Raw genomic sequence first — 22,869 nt, 5'->3', positions numbered from 1 at the left:
GCCTCAGGCCGAGGCGGGGACGGCCCGCTCCTCGCGGGTGGCCAGGTAGCCGCGCACCTCGCGCTTCACCCGCGCCTCCATGATGAACGAGAGCAGGGGCACGACGCCGCCGGCCCCGATGATCAGGAACCGGGTGATCGGGTAGCGCATCACGGTCACGAGCACGAAGTCGCTGATGAGGTAGGCGATGAAGAGGTAGCCGTGCGTGATCAGCACCGCGAGGCTGAGGTTGAAGCCGCCGACGGCGCGGACCTGGTCCTGCGCGGCGAGCGCGACGGGCCCCAGGGCGCTGCCGACGACCACCTCGGAGCCGAAGACGTAGCGCAGCACGACCTCGAGGCAGACGAGCAGCAGGAAGGTGCCCGTCGCGTAGGCGAACACCTTGTAGAACAGCAGGCTCCGCCGGATCGTCGGGAAGTCGCGCGTCGGCGGGACGCGGAGTGGGCTCCAGGGCACGGACACCGATGGTAGGCGTTCTTCTACACGGTGTCGTGAACGGGCGCGTCCTCCTCCGCCACGACCTCGGCGACCTGCTCCTGCTCCCACCGGTCCCGCACGAGGCGGTACCAGACGTAGAAGGCGGCGACCGCGAAGATCGCCCACTCGACGGCGTAGAGGAGGTTCAGCAGGTTCAGCTGCACCTCGTCGCCGGGCTTGGGCGAGTAGATGTCGTCGAGCCCGGCGGGCGCCTGCTCGAGGGTGAGCACGCCCTCGTAGGTCGGCGCGCCCGCGCCCTCGGTCCAGAGGTTCACGAGCCGCGCGGTCGAGACCGCGTCGAGCCGGCTCGGCGGCCCGGACGTCGAGGGCTGCGCGCCGTCGCTGTCGACGTACCGGCCCACGAGCGCCCCGCCCGTCGCCGGCCCGGCCTTCACGCGGTCGGCGACGGCCTGCGCGGCCTGCTCCGTCGGCGCCCAGCCCAGGGCGACCGCGAGCTGCGCGCCCTCCGGGTCGTCGACGATCGCGTGCGCGACGACCCACCAGCCGCGCTGCCCGTGGTTCAGCCGGTCGCCCGCGACCACCGTGTCCTGCGGCACGAGCCGTCCCCGCGTCGACACGCGCTGCCCGACCGAGGCGTCCGTCTGCTGCCGCGCCGGCTCCGCGACGCTCGTGAGCGCGACGATCCGCTCGGTCGGCCGGTCGACGACGGTGCCCTGCTGGATCGCCCGCGAGATCTGCCACTGCCCGAGTGCGGCGAACGCGCCCGCGAGCACGAGGGCGAGCACCAGCAGCCCGAGCGACCGGGGCGCGACGAAGGCCGCCCGCAGACTCCTGCCGGGGGCTGCGGGCGACGTCACGTCAGACAGCCTGCACGATCTCCGGCGCCTCGAGGCGCACGCGGTCCGCCGACTCGTCGTCGGGCATGGTCTGGCTCTCCCGCTCGGCGCGCACGCGCTCGAGGTAGACGTCCACCTCGCGCTGGCGGTGCTCGTCGTCCCAGCCGAGCACCTCGCCCATCAGCTGCGCCGCGACCGGCGCCGCGGACACGCCCCGGTCCCACGCCTCGATCGAGATGCGGGTGCGGCGGGCGAGCACGTCGTCGAGGTGCAGCGCGCCCTCGTGGGAGGCCGCGTAGACGAGCTCGGCCTGGAGGTAGTCGTCGGCGCCCGGCACGGGCGCGCCCAGCTCGGGACGCTCGGCCACGAGGGCGAGCACCTCCTCCGCGAGCACGCCGTAGCGGTTCAGCAGGTGCTCGATGCGGGCGGCGTGCAGCCCGGCGCGCGCCGCGAGGCGGGAGCGCTGGTTCCAGGCGGCCTGGTAGCCCTCGGCGCCGACCAGCGCGATGTCCTCCGTCACCGACTTCGGCACGCGCTCGTCGAGCGCGGAGGCGGCCTCGTCGATCGCGTCCTTCGCCATCACGCGGTAGGTCGTCCACTTGCCGCCGGCGATGACGACGAGGCCCGGCACGACGTGCGCGACGTAGTGCTCGCGGGAGAGCTGGCTGGTCTCCTCGCTCTCCCCGGCGAGCAGCGGCCGCAGGCCCGCGTACACGCCCTCCACGTCCTCGCGGGTCAGCGGGACCGCGAGGACCTGGTTCACGTGGTCGAGGATGTAGTCGATGTCCTTCGCCGTCGCGGCGGGGTGGGCCTTGTCGAGGTTCCAGTCCGTGTCGGTGGTGCCGACGAGCCAGTGCCGGCCCCACGGGATCACGAACAGGACGCTCTTCTCCGTGCGGAGGATCATGCCCATCGTCGAGCGGATGCGGTCGCGGGGCACCACGAGGTGGACGCCCTTCGACGCGCGGACGTGCACCTGGCCGCGCTCGCCGACGAGCGCCTGCGTGTCGTCGGTCCAGACGCCGGTCGCGTTCACGACCTGCTTGGCGCGGATCTGGAAGCGCTCGCCGGTCTCGAGGTCCTGGGCGTCGACGCCGACGACCCGCTCCCCCACCTTGATGAAGCCCTCGACGCGGACGCGCGTCGCCACGTGCGCCCCGTAGTACGCCGCGGTCCGCGCGACGGAGGCGCCGTACCGCGCGTCGTCGACCTGCGCGTCGAAGTAGGTCATGCCGCCGACCATCGCGCCCTTCTTGAGCGAGGGGATGGCCTTGTAGAGCTGCCGGCGCGACAGGTGCCGGTGGTGCGGGACGCCCGGCGGGCGGCCGCCCGTCCAGCTGAACGCGTCGTACATCGCCATGCCCGCGCCGATGTAGAAGCGCTCCCAGACGCGGTGCGTCAGCGGGAAGAGGAACTTGACGGGCTTGACGAGGTGCGGCGCGATGCGCTGCAGCAGCAGGCCCCGCTCGATCAGCGCCTCGCGGACGAGCGCGAAGTTCAGCTGCTCGAGGTAGCGGATGCCGCCGTGCACGAGCTTCGACGACCGGCTCGAGGTGCCCGCGGACCAGTCGCGCGCCTCGACGAGCCCGACGGAGAGGCCGCGCGTGACCGCGTCGAGCGCGGACCCCGTGCCGACGATGCCGCCGCCCACGACGAGGACGTCGAGCTCGTGGTCCCGCATGGCCGCGATCGCGGCCCGGCGCTGCGCCGGCCCCAGCCCGCCGGAGCCGCTCGGGCCCGCGGGCGCCACCTGCTCGTCGGTCCGGACCGGGTTCTTCGTGGCCATGCCGCATGCCTCCTCGCGCGTCCGTCGCCGTCGATCCGTCATCGGGTCGACGGTCGAGCCGCCGGGCAGCGCCCTGCGCCGGCACTCGGCCGGGAACGCTACCGCCGCGGCCTCGGACGGTGATCCGTGCGGCCCGGAACTGCACGAATGTTCACGGGCGGAAGGGGCTCAGGAGGCGTAGGGCGCGACGACGACCTCGACGCGCTGGAACTCCTTGATGTCCGAGTAGCCCGTCGTCGCCATCGAGCGGCGCAGCGCGCCCGCGATGTTCACCGTGCCGTCGGGGCGGTGCGCGGGGCCGTAGAGCAGCTCCTCGAGCGGCGCCGCCTGCCCGACCCACACCCGCCGGCCGCGCGGCAGCTGGTCGTGGTGCGCCTCGAGCCCCCAGTGCCAGCCGCCGCCGGGCGCCTCCTCCGAGCGCGCGAGCGTCGTGCCGAGCATCACGGCGTCCGCGCCGACCGCGATGGCCTTCACGATGTCGCCGGAGTTGCCGAGGCCGCCGTCCGCGATGACGTGCACGTAGCGGCCGCCGGACTCGTCCAGGTAGTCGCGCCGGGCGCCCGCGACGTCCGCGACCGCCGTCGCCATCGGCGCGTGGATGCCGAGCGACATGCGGGTCGTGGTGGCCGCGCCGCCGCCGAAGCCGACGAGGACGCCGGCGGCACCGGTGCGCATGAGGTGCAGCGCGGCCGTGTAGGTCGCCGCGCCCCCGACGATCACCGGCACGTCGAGCTCGTAGATGAAGCGGCGCAGGTCGAGGGGCTCGGTCGACCTCGACACGTGCTCCGCCGAGACGGTGGTGCCGCGGATGACGAACAGGTCGACGCCGGCGTCGATCACCGTCTTCGAGAACTCCTGGGTGCGCTGCGGCGAGAGGGCCGCGGCGACGGGCACCCCGGAGGCGCGGATCTCGGCGATCCTGGCGGTGATGAGGTCCGCGCGGATCGGCGCCCGGTAGATCTCCTGCATGCGCGCGGTCGCGCGCTCCTCCGGCAGCTCGCGGATCTCGGCGAGCAGCGGCTCAGGGTCCTCGTAGCGGGTCCAGAGCCCCTCGAGGCCGAGCACGCCGAGGCCGCCGAGCCGGCCGAAGGCGATCGCCGTCGCCGGCGAGGTCACCGAGTCCATCGGGGCGGCTAGGAAGGGCACCCGGAACTGGAAGGCGTCGATCGACCACGTGGTCGACACGTCCTCCGGGTTGCGGGTCCGGCGGGACGGGACGACCGCGATGTCGTCGAAGGCATAGACGCGTCGCGCCCGCTTCGCGCGACCGATCTCGAAGTCCATGCTCACGGTCGGCAACCCTATCGACGCCGCCCGACCCTCCCGCGAGCGCGGGAGGGTCGGGCGGCGGAGGGCTCAGCGGCGGTAGTTCGGGGCCTCGACGACCATCTGCACGTCGTGCGGGTGCGACTCCTTCAGCCCCGCCGCGGTGATGCGGACGAAGCGGCCGCGCTCCTTCAGCTCCGGGATCGTGCGGCCGCCGACGTAGAACATCGACTGCCGCAGCCCGCCGAGCAGCTGGTAGACCACGCTGCCGACCGGACCGCGGTAGGGCACCTGGCCCTCGATGCCCTCGGCGATCAGCTGCTCGTCGGAGGGCACGTCCGCCTGGAAGTAGCGGTCGCGCGAGTAGGACGTCTTCTTGCCGCGGGTCTGCAGCGCACCGAGCGAGCCCATGCCGCGGTACGTCTTGAACTGCTTGCCGTTCACGTAGATCAGGTCGCCGGGGCTCTCGTCGGTGCCGGCGAGCAGCGAGCCGAGCATCACGGACTCCGCGCCGGCGACGAGCGCCTTCGCGATGTCGCCCGAGTACTGCAGGCCGCCGTCCGCGATGACCGGCACGCCCGCCTCCCGCGCCGCGAGCGAGGCCTCGTAGACCGCCGTGACCTGGGGCACGCCGACGCCCGCGACCACGCGGGTCGTGCAGATGGAGCCCGGCCCGACGCCGACCTTCACCGCGTCGACGCCCGCGTCGATCAGCGCCTGCGCGCCGCTCCGCGTCGCGACGTTGCCGCCGATGACGTCGACGCCCGCGGCCCGCGGGTCCGACTTGAGGCGGCGGATGATGTCGAGCACGCCGGCGCTGTCGCCGTTCGCCGTGTCCACGACGAGGATGTCGACGCCCGCGTCGATGAGCGTCATCGCGCGGTCCCAGGCGTCGCCGAAGAAGCCGATGGCGGCGGCGACGCGGAGGCGGCCCGCCTCGTCCTTCGTCGCGTTCGGGTAGCGCTCGCTCTTCTCGAAGTCCTTGACCGTGATCAGGCCGGTGAGCCGGCCGTCGTCGTCGACGAGCGGCAGCTTCTCGATCCGGTGCTGCGCGAGCAGGCCGATCGCGTCGTCGGGGTCGACGCCCTCCTTCGCGGTGACGAGCGGCTGCTTCGTCATCACGTCGGCGACGCGGGTCGTCTCCTTCTCGAACGGGGAGACGAAGCGGATGTCGCGGTTCGTGACGATGCCGACGAGCCTCCCGCCCGCGTCGACGACCGGCAGGCCGCTGACCCGGAAGTGCCCGCACAGCCGGTCGACGTCCGCAACGGTCGCGTCGGGCGTCGTCGTCACCGGGTGCGTGATCATCCCGGACTCGCTGCGCTTGACCTGGTCGACCTGGCTCGCCTGGTCCTCGATCGACAGGTTGCGGTGCAGCACGCCGAGGCCGCCCTGCCGCGCCATCGCGATCGCCATCCGCGACTCGGTCACCGTGTCCATGGCGGAGGAGACGAGCGGCGAGGCGATCCGGATGTTCCGCGTCAGCCGCGTCGACGTGTCCGCCTCGCTCGGGATCACGTCGGTGTGCCCGGGCAGGAGCATCACGTCGTCGTAGGTGAGTCCGAGGAGTCCGAACGGGTCGTCAGCCATGCATCCCCCAACCGGTGGTTCGTCCGGGAATTCCCGGACCTCAATGGTAGGAGCGGCGGCGCCGTCCACGTCACGGTCCGGTTGCGATCGGTCCCTGCACGGAGGATGGACACACGCACGTAACACCCGAGGCAATACGGTCGGGATCCTTCCCACCGTCCGCAGCGGCCCATCGATGCGCCGTCCCCTGCCCCGGAGGTCCTCCCACTTGCGCCACGACACGACCCGCCGACGATCCGGCCCGGCCGCGTTGCTGACGGTGATCGCGACCGCCGCGTTCGCCCTGATCCTCGCCTTCGCGGGCGCCGCGCCCGCGAACGCGGCGAGCAGCCCGTCGCCCTCGCCGAGCTCGTCCGCCGCCCAGTCCATCCAGGTCTGGATCCGGAAGGCCTCCGACCGCAGCGACGTGCCCGGCGTGAAGGTGACGGTGTCGCAGGGCTCCTTCAGCCAGACCGTCACGAGCGGCGACGACGGGAAGGCCCTCGTGCCGGTGCCCGCGGCCGGCACGTACAAGGTCGACCTCGACGCCTCGAGCGTGCCCGAGGGGGCCGGCACCGTGCCGACGGGGCTGAACCCGCGGCAGGTCGTGGTGTCGGCGGGCAACCAGGGCGTGCCCGCCTACTACATCCTCGTGGCCCCCGGCGGGGGCGCCACCCCGACGCCCGGCGCGAGCGGCGGCGCCTCGTCCGGCGCGGGCGGCGGCGGCTCGGGCGCGGACTCCGGCGCGAGCCTCTTCGACCTCATCGCGCCGCGCATCGTGACGGGCCTGATCTTCGGCCTGCTGCTCGCGCTCGCCTCGATCGGCGTCTCGCTGATCTACGGCACGACCGGCCTCAACAACTTCGCCCACGGCGAGCTGGTGACCTTCGGCGCGCTCATGGGCTACGTCTTCTCGGCCGTGCTCGGCCTGCCGGGCGTCGTCGCGATCATCGCGGCGACCGTGCTCGGCGGCGTGTTCGGGTACGTGCAGGACCTGGGGCTGTGGCGGCCGCTGCGCCGCCGCGGCGTGGCGCTCGTGCCGCTGATGATCGTCAGCATCGGCCTGTCGCTGGCCCTGCGCTACCTGTTCCAGTTCATCTTCGGCGCCGACCAGCTGGTGCTGCCGGCGGACAACCGGGCGGCCTTCATCCTCGGGCCGGTCCGCCTCCGCTCGACCGACATCATCAGCGCCGTCATCTGCATCGTGCTGCTGCTGCTCGTCGCGTTCGTCCTGCTGCGGACCCGCATCGGCAAGGCGACCCGCGCGGTCTCCGACAACCGCTCGCTGGCCGCCGCCTCCGGCATCGACGTGGAGCGGGTCATCCGCACCGTGTGGGTCGGCGCGGGCTCCCTCGCGGGCCTCGCCGGCGTGCTGATCGGCTACTACCAGTCGCTGCGCTGGGACACGGGCGCGAGCATCCTGCTGCTGATCTTCGCGGCGGTGACCCTGGGCGGCTTCGGCACGGCCTTCGGCGCCCTCGTCGGGTCGCTCGTCATCGGCGTGATCACGGACGTCTCGACGGTGTTCATCCCGAACAACCTCAAGTACGTCGCGGCCCTCGTCGTGCTCATCGCGATCCTGCTGGTCCGTCCGCAGGGCATCCTCGGCAAAGCCTCCCGGATCGGATAGGACCGACCATGGACTTCAGCTTCCTGCTGCTGGCGCTCGGCCAGATCATCTCGCCGCAGACCATCGCCTACGCGCTCGCGGCGCTCGGCCTCGCCGTCCAGTTCGGCTTCACCGGCCTGCTGAACTTCGGCCAGGCGGGCTTCATGGCGATCGGGGGCTACGCCTTCGCGATCACGACCCTGCACCTCGGATTCCCGTTCTGGCTGGCCGTGCTCGCGACCCTCGTCGCGACCACCGTGATGGCGCTGGTGCTCGGCATCCCGACGCTGCGCCTCCGCGCCGACTACCTGGCGATCGTCACCATCGCAGCGGCGGAGATCGTCCGGTACGTCGTGAAGACGCCCGACCTGATCCCGCTCACGGGCGGGTCGGACGGCCTGAACGGCGCCGCGGTCACCTTCGACGCGCTGAACCCGATCCCGCCGGGGTCGTACGGCTTCGGCCCGCTCCGCTACGACGAGAACGACCTCTGGATCATCCTCGTCGGCTGGATCTTCGTGATCCTCGTCGCGCTGCTCGTCCGCCAGCTGATGAAGAGCCCGTGGGGCCGGGTCATCAAGGGCATCCGGGAGGACGAGGACGCCGTGCGCAGCCTCGGCAAGAACGTCTTCTCCTACAAGATGCAGAGCCTGATCCTCGGCGGGGCGCTCGGCGGGCTCGCGACGATCATCAACATCATCCCGACGTCGCTGCAGCCGGACAACTACGGCACCCAGACCACGTTCTTCCTGCTCACGATCATCCTGCTCGGCGGCGCGACGACCGTGTTCGGGCCGCTGGTCGGCGCGATCGTGTTCTGGATCGTGCTGTCGCTCGCGGACGGGTTCCTGTCGCTGGCCGTGCAGTACCACTGGCTGCCCATCACGACCATCCAGCAGGGCCCGGTGCGGTTCATCATCGTGGGCGTGGCCCTGATGCTCATCGTGATCTTCAGGCCGTCCGGCCTGATCGGCAAGAAGCGGGAGGCGTTCTTTGCCTGACACGACCACGGAGCGCGCGGCGCTCATCGAGGGCGCCCCGGCGCCCGGCGTGAAGAAGACCGACCCGATCGTGGTGGCCGACGGCGTGCAGCGCACGTTCGGCGGCGTCCACGCCGTCGACGTCGACCACGTCGAGATCCCCAGGGGCGCCATCACCGCCCTGATCGGCCCGAACGGCGCCGGCAAGACGACGTTCTTCAACCTGCTGACCGGCTTCGACAAGCCGAACCACGGCTCCTGGTCCTTCGACGGGAAGCCGATCGGCGGCGTGCCCGCCTACAAGGTCGCCCGCCGCGGCATGATCCGCACGTTCCAGCTGACGAAGGCGCTCTCCATGCTCTCCGTGATGGAGAACATGCGGCTCGGCGCGCAGGAGCAGCCCGGCGAGAACATCGCCCGCGCGCTCGTCCCGGCCCTGTGGCGGGGCCGCGAGCAGCAGATCACCGAGCGGGCGCAGGACCTGCTCGCCCGGTTCAAGCTCGACACGAAGGCCGACGACTTCGCGGCCAGCCTGTCCGGCGGCCAGCGGAAGCTGCTCGAGATGGCGCGGGCGCTCATGAGCGACCCGACGATGATCATGCTCGACGAGCCGATGGCGGGCGTGAACCCGGCGCTGACCCAGTCGCTGCTGCACCACATCCTCGACCTGAAGGCGACCGGCATGACCGTGCTGTTCGTCGAGCACGACATGCACGTCGTCCGCGAGATCGCCGACTGGGTGATCGTCATGGCCGAGGGGCGCATCGTCGCGGAGGGCTACCCGGACCAGGTGATGTCCGACCAGGCCGTCATCGACGCCTACCTCGGCTCGCACCACGACACGGACCTCGGCGACCTGTCGGAGGAGCAGCAGGCGGAGCTCCTCGACGAGACGCAGGCCGAGGTCGAGCGCGAGGAGGAGCGCAACGATGGCTGACGAGATCGTCCTGCGCACGGATGCCCTGCACGCGGGCTACCTGCCGGGCATCAACATCCTGAACGGCTGCACCGTCGAGGTCGGCAAGGGCGAGCTGGTCGGCATCATCGGCCCGAACGGCGCCGGCAAGTCGACGCTGCTGAAGGCGATCTTCGGCCAGGTGAACATCCGCAGCGGCAGCGTCACGCTCCGCGGAGAGGACATCACGGGCCTCGGCGCCGACAAGCTCGTGACGAAGGGCGTGGGGTTCGTTCCGCAGACGAACAACGTGTTCCCGAGCCTCACCATCCAGGAGAACCTGGAGATGGGCGTCTTCCAGCGGCCGAAGCTCTACGACCAGCGCATCGACGAGGTGCTCGGGCTGTTCCCGGAGATGAAGAAGCGGCTGAAGCAGCGCGCCGGGTCGCTCTCCGGCGGCGAGCGGCAGATGGTGGCGATGTCGCGGGCGCTGATGATGGACCCGTCGGTGCTGCTGCTCGACGAGCCCTCCGCCGGCCTCTCCCCCGTGCGCCAGGACGAGACGTTCCTCAACGTCGCCCGCGTGAACCGGGCCGGCGTCTCGGTGCTGATCGTCGAGCAGAACGCGCGGCGGGCGCTGCAGATCTGCCACCGCGGCTACGTGCTCGACCAGGGCCGCGACGCCTACACGGGCCGGGGCCGCGAGCTGATGAACGACCCGAAGGTGATCGAGCTGTACCTCGGCACCCTCGCCGCGGACCAGGAGGCGGCGCGCAAGTCGTGACGACGCCGAGGAGGGCGGCGGCCGCCGCGGTCGCCGCCCTCCTCGTGTGCGCCCTCACCGGGTGCGCCGCCCCGGCCGCGCCGCCCGTGCCGCCCGTGCCGACGGCGCTGCCCGGCGTCTCCGTCCGGGTGCTGCAGTACCGGTCCGACATAGCGCCCCACCAGGTGCAGCTCGAGGTCGTGAACGGGTCGCGGCAGCGCATCGTGGTGCGGTCGGCCTCCCTGCGCGGGTCCGGCTACACGCCTGCGCTGCGCTGGACGGACGACGACCCCGCCGAGATCGGCGCCGGCGTCACGGTCGACCTGCCGGCGCGGCTCACGACCGCCGCCTGCGGGTCGGCGATGCGCCTCAGCGGCCTCCTGCGCCTCGCCGACGGCACGACGCGTGCCGTCCGGGCCGTGGACGAGCACGGGACACTCGCCGGGCTCCACGCGGCCGACTGCTTCGGCGAGCGCGCGGCGCGGACCGCCTCGGTCGTCCTCGCGGGGTTCCGGCCGGACGGCAGGACCACGGAGGTCGACGTGGACCTCCGCGCTGGCGCCGACGCGGCGGCGGGCCTGGTCGTCGAGCGGGTGCTGCCGACCCCGCTGCTCTCCCCCGCCGACGGCGCCGAGCTGTGGACGGTCGGCCGCCGCTTCACGGCCTCGGGGCGGCTGACGCTCCGCGCCGTCCCGACCCGGTGCGACCTGCACGCGATCGCCGAGGACAAGGTCGGCACGGTGCTCCCGGTGCAGCTGCGCCTCGCGGACGGCACCCGCGGCACGGTGTCGGTCCGGGCGCCGAAGGCGATGAAGGACGCGGTGCTCGCGTGGGTCGTCCGCGCCTGCGGCAACGACTGACCCGGGCGGCCGGGCGCGCGGAGCGCCTCAGCAGGCTCCTGCGGCTCCAGCAGGCCAGGAGCGCCCTCCGGAGCCTGCTGAAGCGCTCCAGGCCTGCCCGGGCGCTCGCTGTGCCCAGGCGCTCCTGCTGGCCCGGCGCTCCTCCTGGCCCGGCGCCGAGCGATCCAGCAGGACTTGCGAGCTCCAGCAGGACAGGAACGGCCTTCCTGTCCTGCTGCAGTGCTCTGGTCCTGCTGGATCGCTCAGGTCCTGCTGGATCGGCTGGGTCCTGCCGGATCGCTCGGGTCCTGCCGGATCGCTCGGGTCCTGCCGGATCGCTCAGGTCCTGCTGGATCGCTCGGGTCCTGCTGAAGTGCTCCGGGAACGACGGAGGGCGTGGAGCCGGCCGGAGCCGACCCCACGCCCTCGCGCGGTGGTGAGACCTACTGCTTGGTCAGGTCGCCGAACTCGGAGCCGACGGCCGAGCTGGTGTTGCCCTTCGCGTACTTGTAGATCGAGATGTACGCCTGCGACGGGTCGCCGTTCTTGTCGAGCGAGACGGGGCCGGAGACGCCGTCGTAGTCGATGTCCTTCTTGCCGGACTTGACGAGCTTCGCGCACTCCTCGAACGACTTGCACTTCTCGCCGCCCGACGAGACCTGCGCGAGGTTGTCGCGGATCGTGGTGCCGTCGGTCTTGCCGCCGACGAGCGCCGCGAGGGCGATGAGGGTGGTGGCGTCGTAGGACTCGGGCGCGTAGGAGAACACGCTCAGCTCCTTCTGGCCGTCCGCCTTCACCTGCGCCTGCAGGCGGTTCTTGAAGTCGTCCGTCGCGACGACACCCGGGTTCGTGAACTGGGCGCCGGCGATGTCGACGTTCTTGAAGTCGGGGGTGATGACGCCGTAGTTGCCGTCAGCGCCCCACACCTTCGAGAACGGGTAGCCGGCCTTGTCGATCTCCTGCGAGATCGACTTGATCTGGTCGAAGGAGATCACGACGAGGGCGTCGGGCTTCGACGACAGCGCCTTCGAGACCTCGGCCGAGAAGTTCGTCGCGTTCGGGTCGAACGAGACGTCCGCGGCGACGGTGCCGCCGCCGCCCTCGATCGCGCTCTTCACGTTCGTGTTGAGGCCCTGGCCGTAGGAGTCGTTCTGGTAGAGCACCGCGACGTTGATCGCGCCGCCCTTCAGCACGGCCTGGCCGAGCACGCGGCCCTGCAGCACGTCCGACGGGGCGTCGCGGAAGTAGTAGCCGTCGTCCTTGTAGGTCGTGAACGTCGGCGAGGTGTTCGCCGGCGAGAACTGCACGACCTTGGCCTTCGTGATCTGGTCGATCACGGAGAGCGAGACGGACGAGGACGCGGCGCCGACGATGGCGCTCACGCCGGAGGACAGCAGCGACGTCACCGACTGGGTGGCGATGTTCGTGCTGGTGTCGCCCGAGTCCTTCTGGACCGAGGTGACCTTGATGCCCGCGTCCGCCTTGTTGATGTCGGCGATGGCGAGGCTGACGCCCGCGATCTCGGGCGGGCCGAGCACGGCGAGCGTGCCGGTCTGCGGGAGCAGCGTGCCGATCTTCAGGTCGAGGGGGCCGGACGAGCTGGAGGTGCTGCTCGGCGAGTTGGAGCAGGCGGTCAGCGCGACCGCGGCCGCTGCGGTCATGGCGATCGCCAGCGCCGCGCGGCGTCCGCGTCGGATTCCAGGCATGGATGTCCTAACTTCTTCGGTTCAGGGCAGGTCCACATCGCACGGACGCGTGGTGGACACCCGCAACCTACGGCGGACACGTTCCGGTCATGTTTCGCAGGGCCCGAGATGGGATTTCGTTGTGAATCCGTGACCCTCCGGCGGGCCGGGCCGCGGTCAGGCGGCCGGTTCGCCCACCGGTCGCGCGGCGGCGCGCGTCCGGCCGACGAGCAGCGACTCCGTCACCAGGATCGCGAGCGCGAGCCAGACGAGGACGAAGCCGGTCCACCGCCCGGTCGACATCGGCTCGTGCAGCACGCCGACGCCGATCGCGAGCTGGAGGATCGGCGCTATGTACTGCAGGAACCCGACGACGGACAGCGGGAGGCGCCGGGTCGACGCCGCGAAGAACAGCAGCGGCACCGCCGTGCCGATGCCGGCGGACGTGAGCATCAGGGTCGGGAACCAGCCGGCGGAGCCCCACGCGAGACCCGCACCGGCGCCCACGACGACGAGCTGCACGACGGCGACGGGCGCGAGCCACGCGGTCTCGAGGGTCAGCCCGGAGATCGCGTCGATGCGGCCGACGCGCTTCTTCACGAGCCCGTAGAGCCCGAAGGAGGCGGCGAGCGCGAGGGAGATCCACGGCAGCGACCCGGTCTCGATCGCGAGCACGACGACGGCGAGCGCGCTCACGCCGATGGCGACCCACTGCAGGGGCCGGAGCCGCTCCCGCAGGACCACGACGCCGAGCAGGATCGTGACGATCGGGTTGATGAAGTAGCCGAGCGCGGCGTCGACGACTCGGCCGGACGTGGACGCGACGACGTAGACGGTCCAGTTCACCCAGATGAGCGCGCCGGCGAGGGCGAAGGACGCGACGGCGCGGCGGTCGCGCAGCACGCCGCGGAACCGCCCGAAGCCGCGGGTGACGGCGAGCAGCAGCGCGCAGAACACGAGCGAGAAGACGATGCGCCAGCCGACGATCTCGAACGGACCGGCCGGGCGCATCAGCAGGAAGTACACCGGCATGGCGCCCCAGAGGCCGTAGGCGCCGATGCCGAACAGCAGGCCGGCGCGGCTCGGCGCCGGGTTCTCGTTCGTCACTTCAGCACGCTAGTGCCCGCCGGCGGCGGAGACGCGAAGGGCCCCGCACCGTGCGGTGCGGGGCCCGATCCGGGGAGCCGGTTCAGCGCGTGACGACCGCGAGGACGTCGCGGGCCGACAGGACGAGGTAGTCCTCGCCCTGGACCTTGACCTCGGTGCCGCCGTACTTCGAGTAGATGACGCGGTCGCCGACGGCGACGTCGAGCGGCACGCGGTTGCCGTTGTCGTCGATGCGACCCGGTCCGACGGCGACGACCTCGCCCTCCTGGGGCTTCTCCTTGGCGGTGTCGGGGATCACGAGACCCGACGCGGTCGTCTGCTCGGCCTCGACCTGGCTGATCACGATGCGATCCTCGAGCGGCTTGATGGAGACCGGCACGGTCCACCTCTGCTTTCCTGAGTGCTTCTACACGTTCGGTTCTGGCACCCTGCGCAGCCGAGTGCCAGCCCCTAACCCTAGGCATTCGCTGGCACTCATGCAATGCGAGTGCCAGCGCCGTCGCCCCTACGGTGGACGGGTGGAACGCGGCGAGCTGGAGGCCCTCCTCAGCCCGCGGGTCCTGACGGCCGTGGACGCGGAGGCGCGGCCGGAGACGCCCGCCGACGTGCTCGCGCGATCGACGGCGCTGCGCCGGGAGGGCTTCTCCCCGGAGGAGAGCGCGGCGATCCTCACGCAGGCCGCCCTCCGCCGTCGCGCACGGGCCAAGTTCGGGGAGTTCGCGGACCGGATGCTGTTCACGCGGGCCGGGCTCGAGCAGGCGACCCGGCTCGAGGCCGCCGCCCGCCACGCCGCCCGGTTCCGCGACTCGGGGGCCGCGCTCGTGGCGGACCTGGGCTGCGGGCTCGGCGGCGACGCGCTCGCGATGGCGGCGCTCGGGCTGCGCGTGCTCGCGGTCGAGCGCGACGAGGTGACCGCGGTGCTCGCCCAGTACAACCTGGCGCCCTTCCCCGAGGCGACCGTGCGCGTCGAGGACGCGGAGGCCGTCGACCTCGACGGGGTGGACGCGGTCTGGCTGGACCCGGCGCGGCGGACCGCCGGGCACGACGGCACCCGTCGCGTCGCCGCGGCGGACTACAGCCCGTCGCTCGCCTTCGCCGACGAGGTGGCGGCGCGCCGGCCGACCGGGGTCAAGCTCTCCCCCGCGCACGACCGGGAGGCGATCCCGGAGGACGCGGAGGCGCAGTGGGTCTCCGACCGCGGCGACGTGGTCGAGCTCGCGCTCTGGCGAGGCGGCCTGCAGCGCGACGGCGTCCGCCGGGCGGCGCTCGTCCTCGGCCCGGTGGGCGCGGCCGAGCTGACCGCCCCCGCGGACGCCGAGGACGAGCCGGTGGGCCCGCTCGGCGACCACGTGCACGAGCCGGACGGCGCGGTGATCCGCGCTCGGCTGCTCGGCGACGTGGCCCGCACGACCGGCACGCACCCCGTCGGGCCGGGCATCGCCTACCTCTCGGGCGACGGGCCGGCCGCCTCCCCGTTCCTCACCTCCTTCGCCGTCGACGCGGTGCTGCCGTTCGACCGGCAGCGGATCCGCAAGGAGCTGCGGGCGCGCGGCATCGGCCGCCTCGAGATCAAGAAGCGCGGCGTCGACCTGGACCCCGCGCGGTTCCGGAAGGAGCTCGGCCTGTCCGGCGACGGCGAGGCCGTGCTCGTCGTGACGCGGACGGCGGACCGCCGGGTCGCGCTCCTGTGCCGCCGCTGACCGGGACGACTCGTCGCACCGGCCGGGCTGCGGCCGTCAGGCGGAGGTGCTCGGGATCTGGCTCATGACTCCGGCGAACCCCGCGAAGATCGCGAGGAAGGTCAGGAGCCAGATCACGAAGAACAGCACGAACCCGGCGGTGAACACGTAGCCGAGGATCAGACCGGCGAGCGCGAGCCCGTCGCCCTGCTCGCCGGTCGACCGGATCTGGCGCCGCGCGATGTGCCCGCACACGATCCCGCCGGGCGGGACGAGGAACGCGAGCACGAACGCGATGATCGCGAGTGGGTTGTAGGGCCGCGTCGCGACGGGCCCGTACTGGTTCGCCACGACGTCAGGGGGAGGTGGTGCTGTACCCCTGCGAGGCGGCGAAGGCGAACAGCGCGATCGTCCCGATGATGATCACGAGCGAGATCACGAAGCCGATGATGCCGGTGATGATGCCGGTCAGCCAGAGGCCCTTCGCCTGCGGCTCCTTACGGCGGGCGATGAAGCCGAGCACGGCGCCCGCGGCGCCGAACAGGAGGCCGATCCAGAAGAACGAGCTGAGGATGCCGAGGATGCCGCCGATCAGCGACAGGATGCTCAGGATCGGCGTCGTGCCGGCGGGGCGGGACTCCCCGGTGTACGGCGTGGACGGCGGCGGGGTGGGCTGGTAGTCGCTCATGGCTCCTCATCAGGGAAGGGTCGCGACATGTTCCCAGTGCTCGCACCGGACCGTCAACGGACATTCAGGAGGCTGGCAGGAAGACCTGGTCCGCGTCCTCCCGGGTCGCATCGCCGCGCGCTCGCGTCAGGACAGGAGCACCTGACCGACCGGGAGGGTCGAGTCGACGCCGAAGCCGGCGCCGCTCGGGGTCGCGCCGGCCTCCACGAGGCGGGCGCCGAGGCCGGCGATCATGGCGCCGTTGTCGGTGCAGAGGTCGAACGGCGGGATCCGGAGCCGGACGCCGGCGGCCTCCGCGCGGGTCGTGGCGACGTCGCGCAGCCGGCGGTTGGCGACGACGCCGCCGCCGAGCAGGAGCCGCGGCACGCCCGTGGCCGCGCACGCGTCGAGGGCCTTCGTCACCAGCACGTCGACCACGGCCTCGCGGAACGACGCCGCGACGTCGGCGACCGCGAGCGCACCGCCGTCCGCCTCGGTGCGCTCGACGTGCCGCGCGACGGCCGTCTTCAGCCCGGAGAAGGAGAAGTCGAAGCGGTGCCGCTCCCGGTCCTTCGGTGCGGTCAGGCCGCGGGGGAACCGGATCGCCGTCGGGTCGCCGTCCTGCGCGGCCCGGTCGATCGACGGGCCGCCGGGGTACGGCAGCCCGAGGAGCCGGGCGGTCTTGTCGAAGGCCTCCCCCGCCGCGTCGTCCAGCGTCTCCCCCAGCAGCTCGACGTCCTCGACGAGGTCGCGGACGAGCAGCAGCGACGTGTGCCCGCCGGAGACGAGGAGCGCCACGGTCGGCAGCTCGACGGGCACCGGCTCCGCGCCGGTCGCGTGCAGCTGGTCCGCGGTCACGTGCCCGACGAGGTGGTTGACCCCGTAGAGCGGCTTCCGCGCGGTGACCGCGAGCGCCTTCGCCGCGCCGACCCCCACCATCAGCGCGCCCGCCAGGCCGGGCCCGGCCGTCACCGCGACCGCGTCGAGGTCGGCGATGCGCACGCCGGCCGTCTCGAGCGCCCGCTCGAGCGTGGGCCGCATCGCCTCGAGGTGGGCCCGGGCGGCGATCTCCGGCACGACGCCGCCGTAGCGCGCCTGCTCGTCGACGGACGACGCGATGACGTTCGCGAGCACCTCCCGGCCGCGGACGATCCCGACGCCCGTCTCGTCGCAGGAGCTCTCGATGCCGAGCACGAGCGGTCCGCCGGCGCTCACGCCGCGGCCCCCTCGCGGGCCAGTTCCAGGCGCATCACGATCGCGTCCACCCCGTCCGGCTGGTAGTAGCGGGGCCGGCGGCCGACCGCCGCGAAGCCCCTCGTCGCGTAGAGGTGCTGGGCGACCGGGTTGTCCGCCCGCACCTCGAGGAACACCCGGCGGGCGCCGCGCGCCGCGGCGAGCGCGACCAGCCGGTCGAGCAGCGCCGCGCCGGTCCCCTCGCCGCGCGCGGACGCGTCGACGGCGATGGTCAGCACGTCGGCGTCGCCGCTGCCGCGGGGCGCGAGCACCGCCGCGTAGCCCACGACGCCGCGCTCGTCCTCCGCGACGAACGCGTCCCCCGCCGCGAAGGTCTCGCGCATCGCGGGTTCCGACCAGGCGTCCGTCGGGAAGCTGTCGCGCTCGATCGCCATGACCGCGTCGAGGTCGTCGAGGGTCGCCGGCCGCACGGGCGCCGTCACCCGAGCACCGACTTGCGGACGGTGGCGATCGTCACGTCGGGGCTGCGGAGGTAGCGGGCGTCCGGCGCCTCCGGCGGCACGCCGTGCGCGCGGCGCAGCGCCGCCACGACGCCGAGCAGCCCGGCGTCCACCGCGCCGATCACGTGCGGCACGCGGGGCAGGTCCGTCTCGGGCCCGACCGCCGGCTCCCCGTCCCTGGCCGGCATGCCGGCGGCGTCGAGGCCCCGGTAGACGGTGGCGAAGCGCTCGCGGCGCTTCGCGTCGGCGACGACCGCGAAGGCGGGCCGCATCCCCCGCCGGAGCGCCTCGAGGGCGACCGCGTCGTGGCTCAGGACCGGCAGCTCGATCGCCCCGAGCACGAGCGCGGCCGTGCGCGCGGCGGCCATCCCCACACGGAGGCCGGTGAAGGGGCCGGGCCCGACGCCGTACGCGACCGCGTCCACGTGCGGCCGGCCCGCGCGCTCGAGCACGGTCTCGAGCAGCGGGCCGATGTGCTCGGCGTGCGCCCGGACGTCCTCGTCCAGCAGCGAGGCGACGAGCGCGCCGTCGTCGTCGACCACGGCGACCGACGTCGCGCCCGAGGTGTCGATGGCCAGCAGCACGACAGCACAGCCTACGAGCGCGGCGCTCGTAGGCTGTGCTGCGGTGACGGGCGCGCAGGACGACGAGGACCTCCGCCGGCGGCTCTACCGGCCCGGCGCGTCCTCCGAGGACCTCGACGCCTACCTCGGCGTCGCGGCGCCGGCGGCGGACCCGGACCCTGCTGCCGGGTCCGGACCCGGGTCCGGGACCTCGCCGGACGCGTCCGCCGTCGCCGTGCCGCCGCGGCGCGGTCGAGGCACGTTCGCGGCGGTCGCGATCGGCGCGCTGGCCGTCGTGCTCGGCGCTTCGGCCCTCGCCGTCGGCAGGGTCGCGTCGACCGCGGAGCCGACGCCCTCGGCGACGCCGAGCGCGGTGGCGGGGTTCGCCGGGGCGCCGCCCGCTCCCGACGACGTGCTGGGCGGGCCGGCCCCGGTCGACGGCGGCGCCCGCGCCGGCGCCCGCGGGACGGTGGCGACTTCCGGCTCGAGCGTCCGGTACACGACGAGGCGGGGCGACACGGCGCCGGCCGTCGCGACGCGGTTCGGGCTCTGCGCCGCGGACGTGCTCGCGGCGCTGCCCTACGGCTTCGACCCGGCCCGGCTGCCCGGCGGCCAGGTGCTGGTGCTGCAGCGGACGGGGGACGCGACCGCTCAGCGCGGCGCGAGCACCTGCTGATCGTCGACCCACCGCGGGCCGGTGCCCTCGAGCTCGACGTGCCGGGTGTCGTCGTCGCGCCGGTCGATCCGCACCTCGAGCACGGACTCGGCCATCCCGTCGACCATGCCGGCGCCCCACTCCACGACGACGGCGGAGCGCTCGAGGTCGAGGTCGAGGTCGTCGAGCTCCGCCGGCGACCCGAGCCGGTAGGCGTCCACGTGCACGAGCGGCGGCCCGTCGACGAGCGACGGGTGGGTCCTCGCGAGCACGAACGTGGGGCTGCTGACGGGGCCTCGCACGCCGAGGCCCTCGCCGATACCGCGGGTCAGCGTCGTCTTGCCCGCACCGAGCGGTCCGGTCAGGACGACGAGGTCGCCGGCCCGCAGCGCCCGCCCGAGCCGCACGCCGAACCCGTGCATCGCGTCGGCGTCGGGGACGTCGATGCGCAGCGTCACACCGGCACCCGCGTCACCCGCGGCCCGATCCGTGTGACGATCTCGTAGCCGATCGTGTCGGCCCAGACGCCCCATTCGTCGGCGGAGGGCGCGCCCGTCGCGGGGTCCCCGAAGACGACGACCTCGTCGCCGACGCGGACCTCGTCGTCGCCGACGTCGACGAGGAACTGGTCCATCGCGATCCGGCCGCGGACGGGGCGCCGCTTGCCGCCGAGCAGCACGGCGGCGCGGTTCGACGCCGCGCGCGGGACGCCGTCGGCGTAGCCGACGGGCACCAGCGCGAGCGTCGTGGCGGCGTCCGCGCGCCAGACGTGGTCGTAGGAGACACCGGCCCCCGGGGCGACGCGGCGCACCGCCGCGACCTCCGTCGCCAGCGTCATGGCGGGCCGCAGCCCCTCGGGCACCCGCTCGGGGTCGCCGAAGGGCGACACCCCGTAGACGCCGATGCCGCAGCGCACCATCGAGTAGGCGCCCTGGTCGCGCGTGAGCGCCGCGGCGGTGCTCGAGATGTGCAGGAGCGCCGGGTCGAGGCCGGCGCCGCGGGCGAGGCGGACGGCGTCCGCGAAGCGCTCCTCGGCGAGCGCGTCCTCCTCGGGCGAGGTGTTCGCGAGGTGGCTGAACAGGCCGCGCACCCGCAGCGCCCCCTCGCGCTCGAGCGCGGCCGCCGTCTCGAAGACGCGGCCCCACGCCCGGGCCTCGACGCCGTTCCTGCTGAGCCCGGTGTCGAGCTTGATCTGCACCGCGGCGCCCGGGGCGGTCGCGGCGACCCGCTCGACCTGCGCCTCCGACGAGACGCCGAGGTCGATGCCCGCGGCCGCGACCGGGCCGAAGTCGGCGTCGGTGTGCAGGATCCAGGCGAGCAGCGGCGCGTCGATCCCCGCCGCGCGGAGGGCGAGGCCCTCCTCCGGGTCGGCGACGCCGAGCCACGTCGCACCGCCCGCGAGCGCCGCCCCGGCCGCCGTCGCGGCGCCGTGGCCGTAGCCGTCGGCCTTCACCACGGCGAGGAAGTCCGGCGTGCCGGTGCGGGCGCGGAGGACGCGGACGTTCTCCGCGATCGCCGCCGCGTCGATCCGCGCGACCCGCACCGGCGCCGCGCTCCGGTGCTCGTACGGCACCGGGCCGCCGTCCTCGACCGCGTGCACGGGCACCGCTCAGCCCTCCAGGACGACGAACGCGCTCGCGATCCCGGCGTCGTGGCTGAGCGACAGGTGCGTCGCCGTGACGCCGAGCAGCGCGAGCCGGCCCGCGACCTCGCCGGTGGTGACGAGGCGGGGGCGGCGGGACGGGTCGCTCTTCACGACCATGTCGTGCCAGGTGAAGCCGCTGGAGTCCCCCGATGCCTTGATCAGCGCCTCCTTCGCCGCGAAGCGCGCGGCGAGCGAGGACAGCGGCAGGTCGCGCTCGCTGCGCGCGAAGAGCCGGTCGCGCAGCGGCGGCGTGCGCTCGAGCGACCGCCCGAACCGCGCGATGTCGACGACGTCGACCCCGATGCCGAGGATCACTCGACGGTCACGGACTTCGCGAGGTTGCGGGGCTGGTCGACGTCGAGCCCCTTCGCGGCGGCGAGCTCCATCGCGAACTGCTGCAGCGGCGCCACGGCGAGCAGCGGCTCGAACATCGTGCCGGCCAGCGGGATCCGGAGCACCTCGTCGGCGAACGGCAGCACGGCGACGTCGCCCGCCTCCGCGATCGCGAGCACGTGCGCGCCGCGCGCGCGGATCTCCTGGATGTTCGAGACGACCTTCGGGTGCAGGCTCGCCCCGTCCCGGGGGCTCGGCACGATCACGAAGACGCGCTGCCCGGGCTCGATCAGGGCGATCGGGCCGTGCTTCAGCTCGCCGGCCGCGAAGCCCTCCGCGTGGATGTAGGCGAGCTCCTTCAGCTTCAGCGCGCCCTCGAGCGCCACCGGGTAGCCGACGTGGCGGCCGAGGAAGAGCACGCTGCGGGTGTCCGACATCTGGCGCGCCATCTGCCGCACCTCGTCGCCCTGCAAGAGCACCTGCTGCAGCTTCGCGGGCAGCGCCTGCAGCTCGGCGACCAGCGCGCGGGAGGCCTCGTCGGCCAGCACCCCGCGCACGCGGCCGAGGTGGAGCCCGAACAGGTACAGCGCGGCGACCTGCGCCGTGAACGCCTTCGTCGACGCGACCGCGACCTCCGGCCCGGCGCGCGTGTAGAGCACGGCGTCGGACTCCCTGGCGATGGTCGCGCCCTGGGTGTTGCAGATGGAGAGCGTGCGGGCGCCGCGCTCGCCCGCGTACTTGACCGCCATCAGCGTGTCCATCGTCTCGCCGGACTGGCTGATGGAGACGACGAGGGTGTTCGGCCCGAGCACCGGGTCGCGGTAGCGGAACTCGTGCGCGAGCTCCACCTCGACCGGCACGCCCGCCCACTTCTCGATCGCGTACTTGCCGAGCAGCCCCGAGTACGCGGCCGTGCCCGCTCCGAGGACGACGATGCGGTCCACCGCGCGGAGGGCGTCGTCGGGGAAGCCCTCGGCGATCTCGTCGAGCACGACGAGCCCGTCGTGGACGCGGCCGAGCAGGGTCTGCTCGAGCGCCTCCGGCTCCTCGCTGATCTCCTTCGCCATGAAGCTCGACCAGCCGCCCTTCTCGGCGGCGGACGCGTCCCACGCGACCTCGTACTCCTCGCCCTCGACCGGCCGGCCGGCGAAGTCCGTGAGCTCGATGCCCTCCGGGCGGATCGCGACGATCTGGTCCTGGCCGATGGCGAGCGCGCGCCGCGTGTACTCCACGAAGGCGGCGACGTCGGAGCCGAGGAACTGCTCGCCGTCGCCGAGCCCGACGACGAGCGGCGAGTTGCGGCGGGCGCCGACGACCAGGCCGGGCTCGTCCTCGTGCACGGCGAGCAGGGTGAAGGCGCCGTGGAGGCGGCCGACGACCGCGCGGAACGCCGTGAGCAGGTCGCCCGTGCGGCGGTACTCGCGGCCGAGCAGCAGGGCGGCGACCTCGGTGTCGGTCTCGCTCGTGAAGACGGCGCCCTCGTCGACGAGCTCGTCCTTCAGCGCCGCGAAGTTCTCGATGATCCCGTTGTGGATGAGGGCGAGCTTCCCGTCGTCGCCCAGGTGCGGGTGCGCGTTCGCGTCGGTCGGGCCGCCGTGCGTGGCCCAGCGGGTGTGCCCGATGCCGGTCGTCGCCGCCGGCAGCGGCTGCCGCTCGAGGTCGCGCTGCAGCACGCCGAGCTTCCCCGCGCGCTTGTGGGTCGCGAGCGACCCGTCCTCACCGATGACCGCGACGCCCGCGGAGTCGTAGCCCCGGTACTCCAGCCGCTGCAGACCGCCGACGAGCACGTCGATCGCGGTCCGGGGTCCCACGTAGCCGACGATCCCGCACATCCGGGCAATGCTAATCGCCGGGACGGCC

24 protein-coding genes are annotated in these 22,869 nt (G+C 73.3%); 7 read left to right on the top strand and 17 right to left on the bottom strand.

Annotation, left to right across the window (positions count from 1 at the left end):
* Positions 1–3 precede the first annotated feature (3 nt).
* The 5 genes from D1781_RS02820 to guaB all read right to left on the bottom strand — a co-directional run bounded on the left by D1781_RS02820 (position 4) and on the right by guaB (position 5,916).
* Entirely contained in the window at positions 4–456 is a 453-nt protein-coding gene (locus D1781_RS02820; protein ID WP_158589974.1) for a DUF3817 domain-containing protein, read from the bottom strand.
* 23 nt (positions 457–479) lie between these two features.
* Positions 480–1,295: an SURF1 family cytochrome oxidase biogenesis protein gene (locus tag D1781_RS02815; protein ID WP_158589973.1), complete on the bottom strand. Its 816-nt coding sequence runs from the start codon at positions 1,293–1,295 to the stop codon at positions 480–482.
* 1 nt (position 1,296) lies between these two features.
* On the bottom strand, positions 1,297–2,955 hold the full coding sequence (locus tag D1781_RS02810; RefSeq protein ID WP_233551121.1) for a glycerol-3-phosphate dehydrogenase/oxidase: 1,659 nt from the start codon (positions 2,953–2,955) through the stop codon (positions 1,297–1,299).
* 273 nt (positions 2,956–3,228) lie between these two features.
* The gene (locus tag D1781_RS02805; RefSeq protein ID WP_119480742.1) at positions 3,229–4,344 is read right to left on the bottom strand and encodes a GuaB3 family IMP dehydrogenase-related protein; all 1,116 of its coding nucleotides are present in this window, start codon (positions 4,342–4,344) and stop codon (positions 3,229–3,231) included.
* A gap of 72 nt (positions 4,345–4,416) precedes the next feature.
* Positions 4,417–5,916: an IMP dehydrogenase gene (guaB, locus tag D1781_RS02800; RefSeq protein WP_119480741.1), complete on the bottom strand. Its 1,500-nt coding sequence runs from the start codon at positions 5,914–5,916 to the stop codon at positions 4,417–4,419.
* Positions 5,917–6,166: 250 nt separating this feature from the next.
* Between guaB and D1781_RS02795 the strand changes: the two genes are divergently transcribed.
* From D1781_RS02795 to D1781_RS02775, 5 genes are read left to right on the top strand one after another with little or no spacing between them, the layout of a single operon-like run.
* Positions 6,167–7,525 (top strand): branched-chain amino acid ABC transporter permease, encoded by a 1,359-nt coding sequence (locus D1781_RS02795; protein WP_233550938.1) that lies wholly within the window; start codon positions 6,167–6,169, stop codon positions 7,523–7,525.
* A gap of 8 nt (positions 7,526–7,533) precedes the next feature.
* A complete protein-coding gene (locus tag D1781_RS02790; protein WP_119480739.1) occupies positions 7,534–8,505 on the top strand; it encodes a branched-chain amino acid ABC transporter permease in 972 nt (323 codons plus the stop codon).
* Entirely contained in the window at positions 8,498–9,421 is a 924-nt protein-coding gene (locus D1781_RS02785; protein ID WP_119480738.1) for an ABC transporter ATP-binding protein, read from the top strand. The genes D1781_RS02790 and D1781_RS02785 overlap by 8 nt, the downstream gene beginning before the upstream one ends.
* The gene (locus tag D1781_RS02780; RefSeq protein ID WP_119480737.1) at positions 9,414–10,163 is read left to right on the top strand and encodes an ABC transporter ATP-binding protein; all 750 of its coding nucleotides are present in this window, start codon (positions 9,414–9,416) and stop codon (positions 10,161–10,163) included. Before D1781_RS02785 ends, D1781_RS02780 begins: the two co-directional genes overlap by 8 nt.
* Positions 10,160–11,002 carry a hypothetical protein gene (locus tag D1781_RS02775; RefSeq protein WP_119480736.1) on the top strand — a complete coding sequence of 281 codons (843 nt, stop codon included), beginning with the start codon at positions 10,160–10,162 and terminating at the stop codon, positions 11,000–11,002. Before D1781_RS02780 ends, D1781_RS02775 begins: the two co-directional genes overlap by 4 nt.
* Positions 11,003–11,424: 422 nt before the next feature.
* On the opposite strand, the gene D1781_RS02770 is transcribed toward D1781_RS02775, so the two are convergent.
* The 3 genes from D1781_RS02770 to groES form a co-directional block, all read right to left on the bottom strand.
* Positions 11,425–12,687, bottom strand: a complete 1,263-nt coding sequence (locus D1781_RS02770) for an ABC transporter substrate-binding protein (RefSeq protein ID WP_119480735.1) — start codon at positions 12,685–12,687, stop codon at positions 11,425–11,427.
* A gap of 156 nt (positions 12,688–12,843) precedes the next feature.
* Positions 12,844–13,773 carry an EamA family transporter RarD gene (gene rarD, locus D1781_RS02765; protein WP_119480734.1) on the bottom strand — a complete coding sequence of 310 codons (930 nt, stop codon included), beginning with the start codon at positions 13,771–13,773 and terminating at the stop codon, positions 12,844–12,846.
* Between the two features lie 82 nt (positions 13,774–13,855).
* Complete coding sequence (gene groES / locus D1781_RS02760) at positions 13,856–14,152, bottom strand: co-chaperone GroES (protein ID WP_119480733.1); 297 nt, start codon at positions 14,150–14,152, stop codon at positions 13,856–13,858.
* Positions 14,153–14,291: 139 nt separating this feature from the next.
* Between groES and D1781_RS02755 the strand changes: the two genes are divergently transcribed.
* On the top strand, positions 14,292–15,473 hold the full coding sequence (locus D1781_RS02755) for a class I SAM-dependent methyltransferase (protein ID WP_119480732.1): 1,182 nt from the start codon (positions 14,292–14,294) through the stop codon (positions 15,471–15,473).
* 36 nt (positions 15,474–15,509) lie between these two features.
* Here D1781_RS02755 and D1781_RS02750 read toward each other — a convergent pair whose 3' ends face one another.
* The 5 genes from D1781_RS02750 to tsaB form a co-directional block, all read right to left on the bottom strand.
* Positions 15,510–15,803: a DUF4190 domain-containing protein gene (locus D1781_RS02750; RefSeq protein WP_119480731.1), complete on the bottom strand. Its 294-nt coding sequence runs from the start codon at positions 15,801–15,803 to the stop codon at positions 15,510–15,512.
* Between the two features lie 4 nt (positions 15,804–15,807).
* Positions 15,808–16,140: a hypothetical protein gene (locus D1781_RS02745; RefSeq protein WP_119480730.1), complete on the bottom strand. Its 333-nt coding sequence runs from the start codon at positions 16,138–16,140 to the stop codon at positions 15,808–15,810.
* Positions 16,141–16,266: 126 nt separating this feature from the next.
* Positions 16,267–17,334, bottom strand: coding sequence for a tRNA (adenosine(37)-N6)-threonylcarbamoyltransferase complex transferase subunit TsaD (gene tsaD, locus D1781_RS02740; protein ID WP_119480729.1), 1,068 nt, complete (start codon positions 17,332–17,334; stop codon positions 16,267–16,269).
* Complete coding sequence (gene rimI / locus D1781_RS02735; protein WP_325048778.1) at positions 17,331–17,795, bottom strand: ribosomal protein S18-alanine N-acetyltransferase; 465 nt, start codon at positions 17,793–17,795, stop codon at positions 17,331–17,333. The genes tsaD and rimI overlap by 4 nt, the downstream gene beginning before the upstream one ends.
* Positions 17,792–18,397 carry a tRNA (adenosine(37)-N6)-threonylcarbamoyltransferase complex dimerization subunit type 1 TsaB gene (gene tsaB / locus D1781_RS02730; protein ID WP_119480728.1) on the bottom strand — a complete coding sequence of 202 codons (606 nt, stop codon included), beginning with the start codon at positions 18,395–18,397 and terminating at the stop codon, positions 17,792–17,794. Before tsaB ends, rimI begins: the two co-directional genes overlap by 4 nt.
* 43 nt (positions 18,398–18,440) lie before the next feature.
* Between tsaB and D1781_RS02725 the strand changes: the two genes are divergently transcribed.
* Positions 18,441–19,052, top strand: a complete 612-nt coding sequence (locus D1781_RS02725) for a hypothetical protein (protein ID WP_119480727.1) — start codon at positions 18,441–18,443, stop codon at positions 19,050–19,052.
* Here the strand turns inward: D1781_RS02725 and tsaE are convergent.
* From tsaE to glmS, 4 genes are read right to left on the bottom strand one after another with little or no spacing between them, the layout of a single operon-like run.
* The gene (gene tsaE, locus D1781_RS02720) at positions 19,028–19,489 is read right to left on the bottom strand and encodes a tRNA (adenosine(37)-N6)-threonylcarbamoyltransferase complex ATPase subunit type 1 TsaE (protein WP_407641653.1); all 462 of its coding nucleotides are present in this window, start codon (positions 19,487–19,489) and stop codon (positions 19,028–19,030) included. The genes D1781_RS02725 and tsaE overlap by 25 nt on opposite strands.
* A complete protein-coding gene (alr, locus tag D1781_RS02715; RefSeq protein ID WP_325048777.1) occupies positions 19,486–20,637 on the bottom strand; it encodes an alanine racemase in 1,152 nt (383 codons plus the stop codon). Before alr ends, tsaE begins: the two co-directional genes overlap by 4 nt.
* 3 nt (positions 20,638–20,640) lie before the next feature.
* Positions 20,641–20,991 (bottom strand): holo-ACP synthase, encoded by a 351-nt coding sequence (locus D1781_RS02710; RefSeq protein WP_119480726.1) that lies wholly within the window; start codon positions 20,989–20,991, stop codon positions 20,641–20,643.
* A complete protein-coding gene (glmS, locus tag D1781_RS02705; RefSeq protein WP_119480725.1) occupies positions 20,988–22,841 on the bottom strand; it encodes a glutamine--fructose-6-phosphate transaminase (isomerizing) in 1,854 nt (617 codons plus the stop codon). The genes D1781_RS02710 and glmS overlap by 4 nt, the downstream gene beginning before the upstream one ends.
* Between the last annotated feature and the right edge of the window lie 28 nt (positions 22,842–22,869).

This window comes from Amnibacterium setariae, from assembly GCF_003581425.1.
GTDB classification, from domain to species: domain Bacteria; phylum Actinomycetota; class Actinomycetes; order Actinomycetales; family Microbacteriaceae; genus Amnibacterium; species Amnibacterium setariae.
This window is presented reverse-complemented; position numbering and strand designations above follow the sequence as displayed.

What these genes read in the sequence shown, in the direction of transcription:
- D1781_RS02790 (WP_119480739.1), top strand. Translation starts at nt 7,534, where the DNA reads ATGGACTTCAGCTTCCTGCTGCTGGCGCTCGGCCAGATCATCTCGCCG.
- guaB (WP_119480741.1), bottom strand. Translation starts at nt 5,916, where the DNA reads ATGGCTGACGACCCGTTCGGACTCCTCGGACTCACCTACGACGACGTG.
- D1781_RS02810 (WP_233551121.1), bottom strand. Translation starts at nt 2,955, where the DNA reads ATGCGGGACCACGAGCTCGACGTCCTCGTCGTGGGCGGCGGCATCGTC.
- D1781_RS02745 (WP_119480730.1), bottom strand. Translation starts at nt 16,140, where the DNA reads ATGAGCGACTACCAGCCCACCCCGCCGCCGTCCACGCCGTACACCGGG.
- D1781_RS02780 (WP_119480737.1), top strand. Translation starts at nt 9,414, where the DNA reads ATGGCTGACGAGATCGTCCTGCGCACGGATGCCCTGCACGCGGGCTAC.
- glmS (WP_119480725.1), bottom strand. Translation starts at nt 22,841, where the DNA reads ATGTGCGGGATCGTCGGCTACGTGGGACCCCGGACCGCGATCGACGTG.
- D1781_RS02770 (WP_119480735.1), bottom strand. Translation starts at nt 12,687, where the DNA reads ATGCCTGGAATCCGACGCGGACGCCGCGCGGCGCTGGCGATCGCCATG.
- D1781_RS02805 (WP_119480742.1), bottom strand. Translation starts at nt 4,344, where the DNA reads ATGGACTTCGAGATCGGTCGCGCGAAGCGGGCGCGACGCGTCTATGCC.